Below are 15,559 nucleotides of genomic sequence, written 5' to 3'. Positions count from 1 at the left end.
GTGCGATCCTTGGGTCCCCCACGTTTCTCTCCTCTCCCAGGAGCACAGCCCATGCAACGCAAGACTCCCCTGCCGTCTCTCGCCACCTCCCTGCTGGCCGGTTGGACCGCGCTCCAGGGCCTGGCCGCCACCGCCGAGCCGCTGCCGCCCGAGCCCGCGCAGGGCGTGACGGCGGGGCAAGGCTTGACCGAGGAGTCCACCCTGCGCCGCCTGGCGCTCGAGGCGCGGGCCCAGGCGCTCGAGCCGGCGCTGCGGGACGCGCTGGGCGAGGACTTCGCGGGAGCCTGGCTCGATGCGCAAGGCACCCAGCTCCTCGTCGGTGTCACCTCCGAGGCCGGGGAGGCACTCGTCCGCCGCGCGGGCGCCGAGCCCCGGCGCGTAGCCCGGAGCCAGGCACAGCTGGAGCGGGTGATGGAGGAACTGAACACCCACGCGCGGGAAGCCCCCCCGTCCCTCCATGCCTGGTACGTGGACGTGCCCACCAACAGCGTGGTGGTGCTGGCCAAGGACGCCCACCTTCCGCGCGCCCAGGCCTTCCTCGCCCGGAGCCAGGGGACTGCGGACGGAGCGATCCGGGTCGTCCCCTCCTCCGAGGCGCCCCGCCCCGTGTACGACGTGCGCGGAGGGGACCCGTTCTTCGCCGGCAGCGCCCGGTGCACGGTGGGCTTCTCCGTCCAGGGAGGCTTCGTCACCGCGGGCCACTGCGCCCCCGCGGGGACCACCGTCACCGGCTACAACGGCGTCGTCATGGGAGTCGTCCAGGCTTCGGTCTTTCCCGGCCGCGACTACGCCTGGGTGAAGACCAACGCCTCCTGGACGCCGCAGCCGTGGGTGCGCAACGGCAGTGGTGGCAACACGGTGGTCACCGGCTCCACGGCCGCGGCGGTGGGCGCCTCGGTCTGCCGGCATGGGAACACCACGGGCTGGATGTGTGGAACGATCCAGGCGCGCAACGTGACGGTGAACTACGCCGAGGGGGCGGTCACCGGCCTCACCCGGACAAACGTTTGCAGCGAGCCGGGTGACTCCGGCGGGCCCTGGCTCTCCGGCAGCCAGGCCCAGGGCATGACGTCGGGAGGCTCGGGCAACTGCACGAGCGGGGGCACCACCTACTTCCAGCCGGTCAACGCCGTCCTGGCCGCCTACGGCCTCACGCTCAAGACGGGCAGCACCCCGTAACCGGCGAGCGGGCCCCCCTCCACGCCGCGGACCGGACCGCTTCCGGCCGCGGCGTGAGGCGGACTCAGTCCAGGAGGTTCGCCAGCCCCGCGTACGTGTTGCTTCCGGGGATGCCGTCGAGCGGGCCCGCGTAGCCGCCCCGGGCCGCCAGGGCCTGGAGCGCCTTGTAGGTGTTCGTTCCCGGCACGCCGTCCACGGGGCCCGTGTACCCGGTGCCGCTCAGGAAGGTCTGCACGCCCTTCCACGAGTTCACCCCCATGGCGCCATCGATGGGCCCCATGTACCCGCCCAGGCGCGCCACGCGCTGGAGCGCGGCGTACGAGTTCGTTCCCATGACGCCATCCACGGGGCCCGTGTAGCCAAAGCCCTTCAGCACGGTCTGCACGCCCTTCCAGCCGTTGGTGCCCATGGCGCCGTCGATGGGGCCCGTGTAGCCGCCCTGGGCGGCGAAGCGCTGGAGCGCCATCCACGAGTTGGAGCCCATCGCGCCATCCACCGGCCCCGAGTAGCCATAGCCGGTGAGGACCTGCTGGAACCCCTTCCACGTGTTCGCGCCCGGGACGCCGTCCACGGCACCGGTGTACCCGCCCGCCTTGGCAATCCGCTGCAGCGTCACGCTCTGCGCGTTGCTGACGGGCGGCACCCCGCCGGAAGTGCCATTCAGATACGCCTGGATGCCGGCATACGTGTTGGGCCCGGGGATGCCATCGATGGGCCCCGTGTAGCCACCGTCCTGGGCGAGCAACTGCAAGCCCTTGTAGGTGTTGAGGCCTGGAACGCCGTCAGCGGGGCCCTCGTAGTAGCCCAGCTCGCGCAGGACCTTCTGCACGCCGAGCCAGGTTTGGGTACCCGGCACGCCATCGATGGGCCCGGTGTAGCCGCCCCGGCGCGCCAGCGTCTGCAGGATGCGGCCCTGCTCCACGGTGATGGCCGGAGCGCTTCCACCGCCGCCGCCCGAGCCCCCACCGGGGATGGCGGTGACCGGGGGTGCCGTCACGCCGAGCGGCGGCTGGGCGAGGCCCGCGAACGCGGACAGCTTGGCGACGTTCAGGTCGAGCGGGATGCCGTTCTGGTTGCCGGAGGAGGTGTACTGGTGAATGTCCCACGCGGGGAAGGCCGAGCCGATGTTCGGGTTGCCCGGCGTGCCCGTGTAGTGGGCAATCCACAGCTTGGAGCCCACGGCCTTCGTCTGGGTCCAGGTGTTGGCCGTGAGCAGGCTCGAATAGGTGTACAGGAACGGGGCCTTGCCCAGGCGGTTCTTCACCGCCTGCATGAAGACGGCGGTCATGGCGTCATTCCAGAAGATGCCGTTGTCGATGGCCTCGTTGTCGAGCACCAGGAGATCCCCGGCGCGGTAGTCATAGAGATGATCCACGAAGTACTGGGCGTCATTGGCGGGGGTGGTGGAGCCCGCCATCCAGTAGTGCCCGACGAGGAGTCCGGCCGCGCGGGCCCGGGCCACCTGCTGGGCGTAGTACGGCGCGACGTAGATGGGCGAGACGTTGGAGCCGCCCGCCTTGACGATGGCGAACTGGTACCCGGCGCTGCGAACGGCGTTGAAGTCGAGATCCCGCTGGGTGGTGCCCACATCGATGCCGTAGACGCCCTGCATGCCTGACGGGGGCGGGGTGCCCGGAGACTGCGCGAGCCAGTTGTTGAGCCCCGCGTAGGTATTCGGCCCCGGGAAACCATCCACGGGGCCCGTGTACCCGCCGCGCTGGGCGAGCCGCTGGACGCCCTTCCACGTCAGCTCCCCCGGGACGCCATCGACCGGGCCCGTGTAATAGCCCTCGGCCTTGATGACGGTCTGCACGCCCTTCCACGAGTTGACGCCGAGCGCGCCGTCCACCGGGCCCGTGTAGCCCCCGCGCTGGGCGACGCGCTGAAGAATCTTTCCCTCCTCGACGCTGACTTGGATGCCGCCGGAGCCGCCCCCGGGCCCCGTGCCTCCGCCAGAGCCCGTGCCGAGCACGTTGCGGATGAGGGGCGCGGGATCGCTCACGCTCTCGCCGAACACGCAGCGATCCGTGGAGCCCCGGGTGAGGTGGAGGTGCGCTCCGGACCACGCCGAGCCATGATCATCCCCAGCGCCCGCCACGTAGGCGATGATGTCCCCCTGCTGGACAAAGTCGCCCACGGACACGCGGGTGCGGATGACGTGGTCATACCCGGAGAAGTCCCCGGGCGCGGACTCGATGGCGATGGTGTGCCCGACGATGGGGGAGTACTGGACGCGGCGCACGGTGCCGGAGCGCAGCGCGGGAATCGCCGTGCCGGCCCCGGCGGCGATGTCGTGTCCCCGGTGGCCCGCGGGGCCATAGTAGGGCCCCGTGACGCCAAAGCGGGAGGTCCACCGGCTCTCCGCGTAGAACGCCTGCACGTTCGACGGTGCGGCGAGGACCGTCACCTCTTGCGCGGTGGAAGGAACCTCCTGGACCTCGAGGCCCTCCGGGCCCGGCTCCCCACAGCCGGTCAGGCCTCCCAGGCTCAAGATCCATGTCACGCAGAGCGAGGTGAGCCCTCGCAAGAGGCGCTTCGAAGGGGTGCGACGGTTCATGCGGCTCCTCGGTGAATCCGGGAAAGAAGGCGAATCCCATTATCTGAAAATCCAGAAAGGATGTTTCGCCTGTTTCCGGTACCGGGAGGAGCGCCGTCACATCACGGGGTGGCCTTGCGCGCCTTGAACGTGTTGTAGCTGCTCATGAGGTTGCGGTAGTCGGGGATGTGGTTGGAGAGCAGCGCGCCCAGGCCCTCCACGTCCCGGCGCCAGTCGCGCTGCAGCTCGCAGGCCACCCCGAACCACGTCATGAGCTGGGCGCCGGCCTGGGACATCCGGTCCCACGAGGCGTCGCGCGACACCTCGTTGAAGGTGCCCGAGGCATCGGTCACCACGAACACCTCGAAGTCCTCCGCCAGGGCCGACAGCGCCGGGAAGGCCACGCACACCTCGGTCACCACGCCGGCGATGAGGAGCTGCTTGCGCCCGGTGGCCTTCACCGCCTTGACGAAGTCCTCGTTGTCCCAGGCGTTGATCTGCCCCGGGCGCGGGATGAAGGGCGCGTCCGGGAACTTCGCCTTCAGCTCGGGGATGAGCGGGCCGTTGGGGCCGTCCTCGAAGCTGGTGGTCAGCACCACCGGCAGCTTGAAGAAGGCGGCGAGGTCCGCCAGGGCCAGCACGTTGTTCTTGAACTGATCCGGGTTGAAGTCACGGACCAGCGACAGCAGGCCCGCCTGGTGGTCCACCATCAGCACGGCGGCGTTGTTGAGGTCGAGGCGGCGGTAGGGCGTGCTCATGGTTGTATCCTTGGGGTTGCGGAGCGGGCGGGCTGCCCGGCTGCCGATGAAGAAGAGATAGCCCCAAGCCCCCATTCCCAGAAGACGCCCGCTGTGCATGCACTGTTCCATGGATGGGACAATCCCCGCCCCCTCCACTGCGAGACGCAGCGTGATAGCCTCCGGGTGAAGTCATCCCTTGGAGGCATCTCATGCGGCAGATGATGGCCCGTGGTCTTGGGGCAGTGGTGATGTTCGCGTTGGGCACGCTGATGGGCTGTGGGGACATGACAGACCCGGCCCCCGCCGACGAAGGGCTCCAGAGCCAGAAGCAGGCCCTGTATCCCTGCACGCCGGACTACCAGTGTCCCACGGGGAATACCTGCGTGAAGGGCGCCTGTCGGCCCCTGTGCGGCGCGCCCCCCATCGAGGTCGAGTCGCTGGGCACGAAGGACGCCGCGACGCCGGAGCCGCTGGTCCTGGGCTCATGCAACTCGGGCTACCGCTGCTGCCCGGGGTACTACTACTCCTCGGAGCGCATCACCCAGCCCTACTGCATGCCGAACACGGCCAGCTGCGCGGCCTTCCCATGAGAGCGCCTAACAAAAGCCCTTCGGAGGGGAAGTTCCCCTCAGGAGAAGGCTACAGAACTTACATTTGTTAGACGCTCAAGTCATGGCTATCAGGTGATGCTGCACATTTGAGTAGGATTCAGATCACCGGAAGCCCATGCTATGCTTTGGCCATGACCCTTCCTGGCGCTGGTCTTGAGTGTAAGCATTGCAAGAGAACTCTTCGGAAAGGCGTGAGCAGCCCACTTGGCAAGTACAAGGCTTGCCCGAACTGCTCTGGAAATACACTAAAGGAACATGCCTTTCGGAAATTGGGTGAGTTCGGTGTGACCGTCCACCGTGTCACCGCGAATGATCCGGATGGTATCCACAGCTGGTGTGAAGGATGCCGCGCTTTAAAAGAGGAAGATCAGGGGTATCCCCCCAATGGCACGCCTTACACGCTTTGCAGTGAAGTGGCCACAAAAGAACCTTGATACTGTCGTCACCACGCCATCCCGAAAAAGTGCAAGAAGTAGCGGTGAATGTGCTGGGATGCGCCCCTCACATGAGTTCTACGAATCGAGGGGCTGGGCGAACCGGCTTCGACGAATACCCGACCCCGGCGTGGGCGGTGCGACGGCTGATGGAGGCGGTCCACTTCAAGGGAGGGCACTGGCTGGAGCCTTGCGCGGGCGAGGGAGCCATCATATCGACCATCGACCGGGCCGATGTGCAGTGGACGGCGGTGGAGATCCAGCAGCGGTTCGAGCCCCTCCTCAGGAAACTCCCGAGGATCGAGTCGATCAAGATCGGTGATTTCATGGACTACCGGCCGCCAGCAACGCTGCATTCGAAAAGGCCGTTCAACGCGGTCGTCACCAATCCTCCCTATCTGGACGCGATGGAGTTCGTAGCGCACTGCCTAGAACTGTCCACCCATGTGGCTATGCTACTGCGTCTCAACTTCCTGGCTTCGAACAAGCGAAATACATTCATGCGGGAGCATTGTCCGGACGTTTATGTGCTGCCTGACCGCCCTTCCTTCACCGGAAAGGGGACCGACAGCATCGAATATGCGTGGTTTGTCTGGGACTCAGGGGCGAGAAGGACCGCTGGCAGGCTCCAGGTTCTCCCGCCCACCGCGCCAGCCGATCGAAAACGCGTTAGGGAAGATGCTGAGCGGCCAAAGCGAAAGGCATCTGGCAATGCTTGAGCGCCTAATAAAAGTAAGGACTGGGCCGATCTCCCCAGGGGACGGACCCTTCAAACCTGACTTTTGTTAGGCGCTCTGAACCAAGGGAAACTTGAATAGGCAGGCGCAGGGGACTTCCATGCTCGCCCTTGCGCCTGCCTGTGCTCCCTCAGCGGAAGACCGCTAAGGGCAGATGTCGCGGTCGTTCAACGCGTTCAGATGGCCCTCGGCGTTGCCCGTCAACGACCGGGCATAGATGCCGCCATCGAAGCTCCCGTTGGAGAAGTTCACGTGTGCCAGGGGAGCGAGCACGGTTCCCCAGAAGCCGTAGCCCGCGGCGGTGATCGAGGAGGCATCCACGAAGTTGTAGAGCACACCGTGTTGATCAATCCCTCCGCTGAAGGCGTGGCCGAATCCCGAGAACGAGGCGGAAGTCCCCTCGATGTTGATGACCGCCAGGGCGCCCGCGGGGGCATCGATGGACAGGAACTTGGCGCCGGCGAAGGCGCTCGCGGGAACCTCGAACACGTTCACGTCAGGGGCCGTGCCACGCAGCAGGATGCCGCCCCAGGGCTCAAGGACCGTCGCCGCGTTGACCTCCAGGGCCGCGAGCCGCAGGGACAGATTGCGCAGCGCGGCGCCCCGGGCCGTGAAGTCGATGGGGTTTCCCTGAGAGACCGTGCCGCGGACAAACGTCACGCCAGCGCCAGGCGTGTAGCTTCCGCCATGCCACGCATCGCCCCAAACCCCACCATTGGACAGGCTCAGGTTGCCACCCGCGACCAGGGCCTGGGCGCTCTGGCCGTCAGGCAGTCTCCAGCCCACCGAGAAGTTCTCCATCGAGACATTCCCCCCGGCCGCCACCCGCCCCTCCACATCGGTCCCCGCCGTGTAATCCCCGGTCAGGAAGAGGTTGTACTCCCCCAGGCGGACCTCGATGCAGTCCGCTTGAGGCGCGCAATCATCGATGCCGTCACCATTGGCATCGCCGCAGATGGACGGATCGAAGGGCTTGGGATCATTGCCGGTGGGCACACCATCGCCGTCGGGATCCGCGTCCGGATCCAGACCACAAATGCTGCCCTTGACCGGGCTGATCAGGGTGAACCGGCTTCCTGGCTGAGAGTTGGTGTAGAACCCAAACCTGCCCGCGGGAAAGCTCCCCTGCTGGTCAAATTGCAGCTCGTTGTTGACCCACACCCGGACCCTCGAAAGCCCGTACTCCATCTTCACCCGGTAGACGGCGCGGTCCGTCCACCCCTTCCGGCCCAGTGTCAAGGCCCGCGCCTCCTCGGAGAACGCCCCCAGATGAGCCCAGAAAGGGGCCACACCGTCTTCCCCAGAAGGGACGACAACGCCCTTGACCCGGCTCATGGCCAGCCCCGCCAGCCCCCATTCGCCGCTGCTCAACCTCTGATCGGCCTGCTTCCAGTCGAACAGCATGAACTCGGCCTGCGGGTTGGTCGCATCGCCCTGGTCGAAGGCCACCACCCATCCAATGAAGTCGTCGTCCTCGGATGTCTCCACCGCCAGATCAAAGACGAGCTCCGCGCCAGACGCTGGCAGGTTCGTCATGTACACGGCCGGGGCCGAGTTGACCGACTGACGCAGCGTCAAACCGTCCGAGGACAGCGTCCACCGCGGCGCGGGCGTTGTCTTTGGCCACTGCTCATTGTACGCCAGGGAAAAATTGGCATCGGTGCAGAGAAACCCATTCTCCACGATGCAAGCACTGCTACAGCCATCTCCGTTCGTGGTGTTGCCGTCATCGCACTGCTCGCCCTGGGTGCGATTGCCGTCACCACACGCGTCGGCGGCGGCGATGATGGAATGCTTGTTGGACTGAAGCGCCTCTCCTTCTTCAGCGCCACAGCCCACCGATACCAGCAACCCGGTAACCGCCAGCGACAGCACCTTCAAACCGTGATGCATTGCCCCTCCTTCTCCCGAACAGGTTGTGCTCCGAGGGAAGGAGTCCCCAGCCTGAAAAGTTATGCAGAAAACCTTTCGCTCAAGGGGTTCAGGCGCTGGGCCAGAAGGGGTGAGGTGAGGCGGGCCGTCACGACGGCGCGCGGGGCATCCGGTATACGTCTGATGGCTCCCGCGAGGCGAAGCGGCGCTTCAGGCCATAGCCGACGAGCGCCGCCAGGTACCCGGGGGACATCAGGGCCTCGGCGCCGCGCTTCATGTGCAGCATGTCGTAGAACGGCTTGCCCGTCTCCTCGGTGACGGCGGCCAGGCCAATCATGGCGTCGAAGCCCCAGTGCACGAGCTTCATCCCAAAGTACCGCTGGCCCTGCGTCTGCGGGTACTTCAGGTCCATGGTGGTGGAGATCTTCCAGGGGACGGTGAGGAAGCCGGCCAGCTTGCGCTGGAACCGCTGGGAGAACCCGTGGAGCGAGCCCGGCGAGGCGCGGGTGTGGGCCGTGAGCTGCTCCCCGAGCAGCCGCGCGCACAGGCTGATGACCGACATGCCCTGGCCGTAGATGGGGTTGAAGGCGCACACCGAGTCGCCGAAGAGGATGAAGGACTCGGGCAGGCGCTTCAGCTTCTCGTAGTGAAGCCAGCGGCTGGAGGGAACCTTGTGCCGGACGGGCTCGCTGAGCGGCCGGGCCCGCGCGAGGGCCTCGGCCACGTGCGGCGTGGACAGCGTCCGGGTGAACGCCAGGAAGCCCTCCTCATCCGTGGGGGGATGGTCACCGAAGTAGCCACTGAGGGTGACGATCCACCGCCCGCCTTCGACGCTGGAGACAATGCCCGCCCGGGAGTTCGCGGGCGGATCGGGATAGACGATGAGGAGCTTCCAATCCCGGGAGGCATCCTCGGGGGGCGCGTAGAGGCGGCTGGAATAGGCCAGGTCGATGCCCACCTCCTCGACCGGCGGGGGCTCATAGCCGAGCTGCTCCAGCCAGCGTGAGGCGCGCGAGCCCCGCCCACTGGCATCCACGACGAGGTCCGCCTCGAGCGTCTCCTCCGCGCCGCCCGTCTTCACCCGCACGCCGGTGACGCGGGTGCGCGCCTCGTCCCAGAGCAGCGCCTCGGCGGAAGTCTCATAGCGGATCTCCACGTTGGGAATCGCGGCGATGCGGCAGCGGATCTTCCACTCCAGGAAGACGCGGGTGCAGAGCACGGTCTCGATGCCGAGGACATAGCGCCGCTTCCACTGGCCCGCCTGGAACAGGGCGCCGTCACGCCCCATATCGACGAGCACCGCGCCCTCGGCGATCAGCTCCCGCACGAGCCCCGGGAAGAAGGCATCGAGCGTCTCCACGCCCGCGCCCAGCAGGGCATGGATGTGGCGGGCCTGGGGCGCGCCCTTGCGGGGCTCGGGGCCCGTGGGACGTGGATCCCGCTCCAGGAGGACCACCTGCTCGAAGTGGTCCGAAAGGACGCGCGCGCCGAGGAGGCCCGCGATACCGCCGCCGATGAGGACGGCCCTCTTGAACTTCTGCTGGCTGCTCATGCCCGAGAGGATACCCCGAGCTTCTCATGGCCGCGCAGGACCTGCCCCACGGCGTGCCAGCCAGAGCCTATCCACCGCATCCCCCGCACCCCAGCGGTCTCGGAATCCAGGTGGGGAGAGGCCAAGCCCACGCGTTGACGCGCATCCACGGCCACCGCCGCGAAGACCTCCGCGGTGGGCGGCAACGCCCCCGCTTCGCCCGTCAAATCACCCGTGACTCGGTAGCCACCCGCCCAGGCCCGCGTTAGCGTGCCGGGCGCGCCGCGTGGCCTGCCGTGCGGCCATCCACTCTTTGTCAGGAACAACCATGGGACTTGCCGAGCGTAGAGCCGCCAAGGAGTTCGAAACCAAGCGCTTCCCCCAGTTCAAGAAGGACATCGACGAGGCCGCGGGCTTCAGCGTGCCGGTGACGGTGCACTGGGACACCCTGGCACTGGAGGAACAAACGCAGCTCTATGACGAGTGCTGGCCGAAGGTGTACTTCGAGCCGCTCATCGCGGCGCTCAAGGGCATCACCGTCGATGACATGGGCAAGGAGGCGCTCAAGGGCGGGCTGAAGAAGATCGAGATCCAGAACCGCACGGACATCATCTACGGGGACCGGATGGCCACCTTCGAGGGGGGCACGCTCGTGCTGGATCACAAACCCCACACCAACGTGGACGACATCCAGCAGCGCACGGACAGCATCCGCAAGCTGCTCGAGTCCAAGCTCTGACAGCCCCAGGGGCGGCCGCGGGACATGAGCCAGAACATCTACGATGATCCAGGCTTCTTCGAAGGCTACAGCCAGCTCGCGCGCTCCCTGAAAGGCCTCGCCGGCGCCCCGGAGTGGCCCTCCCTCCGGGCGCTGCTCCCCAACGTCCAGGGCCTCCGGATCGCCGACCTCGGGTGCGGCTTCGGCGGGTTTTGCCGCTGGGCCCGGGAGCACGGCGCCGCGCACGTGCTCGGATTGGACGTGTCCGGGAAGATGCTCTCCCGCGCGAAGGCAGTCACTTCGGACGACGCCATCACCTACCAGCAGACCGACCTGGAGCACCTGGCGCTTCCGGAAGGGGCCTTTGAGCTCGCCTTCAGCTCACTGGCCCTGCACTACGTCGAGGAGCTCCCTCGGCTCCTCGCCACCATTCACCGGGGGCTGGTGCCCGGCGGACGCTTTGTCTTCTCCACCGAGCATCCCATCTACATGGCCTCGCGCCAGCCCGCCTGGATGCGCGGCCCCGAGGGGCACCGCACGTGGCCCGTCGACAGCTATCAACTCGAAGGGAAGCGCACCACGCGCTGGCTGGCGGACGGGGTGGTCAAGTACCACCGGACGCTCGGGACCACATTGAACACGCTGATCCGGCAAGGCTTCACCCTGCGGCACGTGGAGGAGTGGGGCCCCTCCAGCGCGCAGCTCGCGGCGCACCCTGAAATGGCCGAGGAGCAGGACCGGCCCATGTTCCTGTTGGTCTCCGCGCAGCGATAGGGAGCGGCCACGTGTCCGGAATGGGGCAGGAGGACAGCGGGCTGCGGGCCCAACGCGCGCTGTGGGCGGATCCAGGCTGGCGCCGCTGGGTGCTGGCCTCGCTCTTCCCGCGGCTGGGCGGGGCGATGATGCCCTTCGCGCTGCTGCTGGTGGGCGAGGCGGCCCTGGGCTCGTTCGCCTCGGGCGCCTGGATGACGAGCGCCTACTCGGTGGGCGCCGCCGTGGCCTCGCCCTTCCGTGGACGGCAGATGGACCGGCGCTCCCTGCCGGGCGCCCTGCGCACCCCGCTGCTGCTGCAGGCCCTCCTGTGCGGGGCGATGGCCCTCGCGGGCACCCTGCGCGCCTCTCTGCCCGTGTTGCTGGTGCTCTCGCTGCTGCTGGGCGTCATCCCCGCGGGCGTCGCGGGGGCCTACCGCGCGCTGCTGCCCTCCCTGCTGCCCCCGGCCCGGCTGGCGCCGGCCTTCGCCATCGACGCGGTGCTCATCGAGGTGGCGTGGATCGGCGGGCCGCCGCTCGTGGGCGCCCTGGCCCTGGTGCACCCGACGCTCTCCCTGGGCGTCATCGGCGCCGGGGCCCTGCTGGCCCTGGGCATCAACCGCTGGCTGCCGCCGCGCGCGCCGCCCCCCTCCTCCACCCTCCCTGGAGATCGGGTGTCGCTGCGGCCCTTGCTGCAGGGGCTGCCCCTGCTCGTCTACGTGAGCGTGGTGGCGTGCGGCGTGGGCTGGGGCTCGGTGGACACGGCCCTGCCGGCCCGGCTGGTGGAGCTGGGTTCCCGCGCGGAGCTGTGGGGCGGCCTCTCCGCCCTGCTGTCCGTCACGAGCGCCGTGGGGGGCCTGGTTCACGCGAGCCTCCTGCGGCCCTCCTCCCCGCAGCGAGCCCTCGGCAGGGCCCTGGTCTTCCTGGCGCTGTGGGGGGGCTTGCTGCTGCCCACCGTGTGGATGGACAGCGTCCTGGGGCTGGGGGTGTGGCTGGCCGCGGCCGGGCTCTTCCTGGCCCCGCTGGTGGGACTGCTCACCTACCTGCTTCAACAGGCATTGCCCTCGGACCGGCAGGCCGAGGGCTTCGCGCTGTACGGGGCGTGCTGGGCGCTCGGCATCGGCGTGGGCAGCGCGCTCACGGCCCTGCTCCTGCGGCACGCCAGCGCCCAGATGGCGCTGGTCCCCACGGGAGCGGTTCCCCTGCTGGCGGCCGGGGCCGTGGTGCTGCTCATGCGCGTCCGGCCACGCCCGCCGGCCACGCCTCCCGCGCCCTGAGGAATTACCAGCCCAACTTGGTGAAGAACTTCTCGAACCCGGACTGCTCGGGCGCCAGCGCGGCGCCCGGAACGCCCACGCCCGCCGCCGAGGCGATGCCCGGGCGCAGGCCCTCGGCGATGCCGGGCTTGATGTGGTGGCGCACGTCGAGCGCCGCGTCGGTCTTGAAGTGCGTGCCCACGCCCATGGCGGCGTTGACGTCCGCGGAGTGCTTGAGGAAGCCGTTCTCCAGCCCGAGCTTGCCGCCCGCCTGGGCCGCCACGCCCGCCACGGCGCCGCCGGTGACGGAGCCGTGCAGCCGGCCCAGGTGGCCACCCGCCGTGCCGTACACACCGGCCGTGGCGCTCGCGCCGGCCTGGGCGGAGAGCATCGCGGTGGCGGTGCGCGGATCCAGCGAGGCCACCGCCTCGGCGTAGGCGCCGGCACCGGCCTTGGCCTCGCCCTTGAGGTAGCCGCCCGCGTGCCGGTTGAAGTCGTGGCTGACGCTGCCCGTCACCCCCACGCCCGTCTCGGCCTTGCCCGTCAGCGCGGCGGTGTACGCGTGGCTGTTCCTGTCGGCCGAGATGCCGGCCTGGCCGCTGGCCCGGAACGCGTTGGCCTCGGCGGTGAGCTGGGCGCTGGAGATGCCGAAGCGCCCCGCGTGCGTGCCCTGCGTCTGGTAGGACGCCTGCGGCCCGTTGATGGAGGCCTCCGCCGAGTGGTGGAACACGCCGCCGCCGGTCTGATGGGTGGTGGAGGCCTGCATCGAGCCCGTGTTGGCGTTCACCGTGCCGCCGAAGACATCCTTCTGGTAGGGGTTGCCCGGCCGGTCGACGTACATGTTCTGCTTGGCGGTCGGGGGCGCCGTCAGCTTGTTGTCGCCGCCGGAGATCATCAGGTTGTCGGCCTGGCCGTGGCTCTGCGAGTAGGGGCTGTAGGAAGGAGCGCCCTCGGGCATGCCCGGGTGCTTCAGGGGAGTCGTGGCCTGGGGGGCCGCCGGGGTGTTCGTCGCGCCCGGAGCGGCCGCGGTGGGCTTGGTGGACAGCGGCGAGGGGGCCGAGGGGGGCAGCGTGGAGGCGCGCGCGGGAGCCTGCGGACGGGTGTGGCTGCTGGCCGAGGGGGGCAGCGTGGAGGCGCGCGCGGGAGCCTGCGGACGGGTGTGGCTGCTGGCCGAGGGCAGGTTCAAGGAGCGGGTGGAGAACTTGGAGCCGAACGAGGTCTTCATGGTGGCACTCCCTGGCGTGGTGCGAAAAGGTGATGTCCTGTCCTTCTGCACCTCACATGCCATGCCGATGTCGCACCCCAAGCCCAGGCGACCCACATGATTTCAGGGGGTTACATGCTGGCAAGGGCGACAAAGGGGGTGACAACACTCATCAGCCCTGGGACGACTGTCACCACCCCGAAGAAGGACATGACCCGCGCCAGTGGGTGAGTTCACAGCCTGGCCAGTCGTAAAGCCCGGCTCATCCCCACAAGAGGGGCATGGCTTCCATTTCAACTCCCCCCTTCTTCTGCATCAGGAGGATCCAGCCAGAACTTCTTGCCTCCACTGCTCAGCGCTTTCTCCAAGAACTCCGCAAAGGAGTCAGCAATACGTCGGCAATCCGCTGACCCCAAGTCCGCCTCGTGGAAGCCATCTATGATGGGATAGCATCCATGCTGCGAAGCGCCCACATCGACAATGACGCAATCACTCTCATGGAGGTCAGCAATCACGTACCAAGAAGCTGGCCCCCACTCGTCGCTGTCCTCACCCCGCATGTCGGCTCGCGCTCTCAGCACCCGGGACAATGGCCGGAACCGGTAAGGCGAATCGGGCCTTCGGAACAACTCCGCACCATTGCAGCGTAAATAAAAAGAGCGAAGTTCAGAATCCAATCGCCACCCCACCCTCTGCTCAAAACTCTCGATTTCCTCAAGCGTCGCAGGCGGGTTCGGGAAATGATAGCGGTCTATCACCTCAAGCAGAGGAGCCATTCGCGTCATATCTAGTCCGCGTAAGGCCAGTAAAGACCAGGCTGGCCCCAATGGCCCTTCCCGGCGTAGCAAGCAAGGTACGCCGTGTTGATGATTTTGTGGACATCAGGTGGCACTGGCAGCACGTTTCCCTCCGCGACCGGGTCTCCTCCATGCTTGATGTCCCAGATGTGATGCCCTGGCCAGTTGCTGCCGTCCGGTTCTCTCGGCCAATCACCAAACTCGCGGGACCACTTCCGCCGGAACGAATCCGCGGCATTTTCCCACTTGCTGCGCCGCTTGTCCTGATCTGTTGCAACAGGCCGGTCACAGCAGCAGTGCTTGATCGCCAGACGCCCGCCTGCGGAAACAGGCGCCCCCAAGAACCGGGCCTGAATGTCTGCCTTGATATCAGCCAACCAGATGCAACCCTTGAACGGATTGCTCTGCCCTTCGCACTTGCCGCGACATTCGTCCACCCACTCTTGCCGACACTGCCATGGCCCGTAATAGAAAACCGTCCGGGAGCTACCACCGCCTGGCAATGAAAACGTTGGTCCAACCCATTTCCGGGAGGGCGGCGGAGCAACAGGTGCCGCCCCACTCCCAGACAAGGAAGGCAGCAGCACCAAGCCCCACACCAACACTTTTCTGCTCATCGCCACCCAGCCACCATACCTCGCGCAGGATGCAAGTGCTTTCCCCTCCTCTCCACTACCGAACTCTCGACAGCCGCAACTCAAGCGAGTTCAGGTAGCCAGGCGTAGACAAAATCACCCTGCCATTTTCAAAATCCTGTTCCGTGAGGCTGGCGGCTCCAGGCGAGCCCGGCCAGCCCACCGAAGAGCAGGGCCGTGAGCGTTCCCATCATCCTCCTCACCACGAGGATGCCGGGATGTGTCCGTACACCTCTCTCAACTCAGCCCGGTGAGGCGCCGCGTCCAAACTCGCTCAGCAGGCCCTTGAGCTTGAGCCCCATGGTGTTGAGATCCTGCACCGCGCGCTCGGTCTGCCGGGTAGAGGCCAACGTCTGCTGCGCCGACTGGTTCACGTCCCGCATCGCCTGGCGGATCTGCCCAATGCCCGTGGCCTGCTGGTTGGCCGACGCGGCGATCTGCGCCGCCGTCAGCGAGGCCTGCGCCAGGATTTCCCCCAGCGTCTGGATGGAAGCGCCCGCCTGGCCCACCACCCGGGTGGCCGTCGCCACGCTCTTGGTGCCCTCCTCCGTCGTCATCA

At 67.6% G+C, this 15,559-nt stretch carries 13 protein-coding genes and 1 pseudogene; 6 read left to right on the top strand and 8 right to left on the bottom strand.

Going from position 1 to position 15,559, the window contains the following annotated elements:
- The first annotated feature begins 51 nt into the window (after positions 1 to 51).
- Positions 52 to 1,179, top strand: coding sequence for an alpha-lytic protease prodomain-containing protein (locus tag KY661_RS32120; RefSeq protein WP_225413833.1), 1,128 nt, complete (start codon positions 52 to 54; stop codon positions 1,177 to 1,179).
- 64 nt (positions 1,180 to 1,243) lie between these two features.
- Here the strand turns inward: KY661_RS32120 and KY661_RS32115 are convergent, their stop codons facing one another.
- Positions 1,244 to 3,736 (bottom strand): GH25 family lysozyme, encoded by a 2,493-nt coding sequence (locus tag KY661_RS32115; protein WP_225413832.1) that lies wholly within the window; start codon positions 3,734 to 3,736, stop codon positions 1,244 to 1,246.
- 101 nt (positions 3,737 to 3,837) lie between these two features.
- On the bottom strand, positions 3,838 to 4,473 hold the full coding sequence (gene ycaC / locus KY661_RS32110; protein WP_225413831.1) for an isochorismate family cysteine hydrolase YcaC: 636 nt from the start codon (positions 4,471 to 4,473) through the stop codon (positions 3,838 to 3,840).
- 191 nt (positions 4,474 to 4,664) lie between these two features.
- Here ycaC and KY661_RS32105 point away from each other — a divergent pair, with 191 nt between their 5' ends.
- Positions 4,665 to 5,045: a hypothetical protein gene (locus KY661_RS32105; RefSeq protein ID WP_225413830.1), complete on the top strand. Its 381-nt coding sequence runs from the start codon at positions 4,665 to 4,667 to the stop codon at positions 5,043 to 5,045.
- Between the two features lie 526 nt (positions 5,046 to 5,571).
- A complete protein-coding gene (locus KY661_RS32100; RefSeq protein ID WP_225413829.1) occupies positions 5,572 to 6,219 on the top strand; it encodes a class I SAM-dependent methyltransferase in 648 nt (215 codons plus the stop codon).
- Between the two features lie 162 nt (positions 6,220 to 6,381).
- On the opposite strand, the gene KY661_RS32095 is transcribed toward KY661_RS32100, so the two are convergent.
- Positions 6,382 to 8,130: a choice-of-anchor A family protein gene (locus KY661_RS32095; RefSeq protein ID WP_225413828.1), complete on the bottom strand. Its 1,749-nt coding sequence runs from the start codon at positions 8,128 to 8,130 to the stop codon at positions 6,382 to 6,384.
- A 127-nt stretch (positions 8,131 to 8,257) separates the two neighbouring features.
- Complete coding sequence (locus KY661_RS32090) at positions 8,258 to 9,661, bottom strand: NAD(P)/FAD-dependent oxidoreductase (RefSeq protein ID WP_225413827.1); 1,404 nt, start codon at positions 9,659 to 9,661, stop codon at positions 8,258 to 8,260.
- Positions 9,662 to 9,968: 307 nt separating this feature from the next.
- On the opposite strand from KY661_RS32090, the gene KY661_RS32085 reads away from it, so the two are divergent.
- The 3 genes from KY661_RS32085 to KY661_RS32075 are packed head-to-tail and all read left to right on the top strand — an operon-like array spanning position 9,969 to position 12,385.
- Positions 9,969 to 10,379, top strand: coding sequence for a hypothetical protein (locus tag KY661_RS32085; protein WP_225413826.1), 411 nt, complete (start codon positions 9,969 to 9,971; stop codon positions 10,377 to 10,379).
- Between the two features lie 24 nt (positions 10,380 to 10,403).
- On the top strand, positions 10,404 to 11,132 hold the full coding sequence (locus tag KY661_RS32080) for a class I SAM-dependent methyltransferase (protein WP_225413825.1): 729 nt from the start codon (positions 10,404 to 10,406) through the stop codon (positions 11,130 to 11,132).
- Between the two features lie 20 nt (positions 11,133 to 11,152).
- Positions 11,153 to 12,385 carry an MFS transporter gene (locus tag KY661_RS32075; protein WP_225413884.1) on the top strand — a complete coding sequence of 411 codons (1,233 nt, stop codon included), beginning with the start codon at positions 11,153 to 11,155 and terminating at the stop codon, positions 12,383 to 12,385.
- A gap of 4 nt (positions 12,386 to 12,389) precedes the next feature.
- Here KY661_RS32075 and KY661_RS32070 read toward each other — a convergent pair whose 3' ends face one another.
- The 4 genes and pseudogenes from KY661_RS32070 to KY661_RS32055 all read right to left on the bottom strand — a co-directional run.
- Positions 12,390 to 13,589, bottom strand: coding sequence for an RAD23 family protein (locus KY661_RS32070; protein WP_225413824.1), 1,200 nt, complete (start codon positions 13,587 to 13,589; stop codon positions 12,390 to 12,392).
- A gap of 272 nt (positions 13,590 to 13,861) precedes the next feature.
- The gene (locus tag KY661_RS32065) at positions 13,862 to 14,344 is read right to left on the bottom strand and encodes an SMI1/KNR4 family protein (protein WP_317987318.1); all 483 of its coding nucleotides are present in this window, start codon (positions 14,342 to 14,344) and stop codon (positions 13,862 to 13,864) included.
- 11 nt (positions 14,345 to 14,355) lie between these two features.
- Positions 14,356 to 14,802, bottom strand: coding sequence for a hypothetical protein (locus KY661_RS32060; RefSeq protein ID WP_225413822.1), 447 nt, complete (start codon positions 14,800 to 14,802; stop codon positions 14,356 to 14,358).
- A gap of 440 nt (positions 14,803 to 15,242) precedes the next feature.
- Positions 15,243 to 15,559: pseudogene (locus KY661_RS32055) on the bottom strand (methyl-accepting chemotaxis protein); the annotation flags it as partial.

The sequence above is a fragment of the Allostigmatella hybrida genome, assembly GCF_020103775.1.
GTDB classification, from domain to species: domain Bacteria; phylum Myxococcota; class Myxococcia; order Myxococcales; family Myxococcaceae; genus Hyalangium; species Hyalangium aurantiaca.
This window is presented reverse-complemented; position numbering and strand designations above follow the sequence as displayed.

Coding starts and splice junctions, on each gene's coding strand:
- KY661_RS32075 (WP_225413884.1), top strand. CDS start 11,153: ATGGGGCAGGAGGACAGCGGGCTGCGGGCCCAACGCGCGCTGTGGGCG.
- ycaC (WP_225413831.1), bottom strand. CDS start 4,473: ATGAGCACGCCCTACCGCCGCCTCGACCTCAACAACGCCGCCGTGCTG.
- KY661_RS32095 (WP_225413828.1), bottom strand. CDS start 8,130: ATGCATCACGGTTTGAAGGTGCTGTCGCTGGCGGTTACCGGGTTGCTG.
- KY661_RS32105 (WP_225413830.1), top strand. CDS start 4,665: ATGCGGCAGATGATGGCCCGTGGTCTTGGGGCAGTGGTGATGTTCGCG.
- KY661_RS32065 (WP_317987318.1), bottom strand. CDS start 14,344: ATGGCTCCTCTGCTTGAGGTGATAGACCGCTATCATTTCCCGAACCCG.
- KY661_RS32070 (WP_225413824.1), bottom strand. CDS start 13,589: ATGAAGACCTCGTTCGGCTCCAAGTTCTCCACCCGCTCCTTGAACCTG.
- KY661_RS32120 (WP_225413833.1), top strand. CDS start 52: ATGCAACGCAAGACTCCCCTGCCGTCTCTCGCCACCTCCCTGCTGGCC.
- KY661_RS32090 (WP_225413827.1), bottom strand. CDS start 9,661: ATGAGCAGCCAGCAGAAGTTCAAGAGGGCCGTCCTCATCGGCGGCGGT.
- KY661_RS32085 (WP_225413826.1), top strand. CDS start 9,969: ATGGGACTTGCCGAGCGTAGAGCCGCCAAGGAGTTCGAAACCAAGCGC.
- KY661_RS32080 (WP_225413825.1), top strand. CDS start 10,404: ATGAGCCAGAACATCTACGATGATCCAGGCTTCTTCGAAGGCTACAGC.
- KY661_RS32100 (WP_225413829.1), top strand. CDS start 5,572: ATGAGTTCTACGAATCGAGGGGCTGGGCGAACCGGCTTCGACGAATAC.
- KY661_RS32115 (WP_225413832.1), bottom strand. CDS start 3,736: ATGAACCGTCGCACCCCTTCGAAGCGCCTCTTGCGAGGGCTCACCTCG.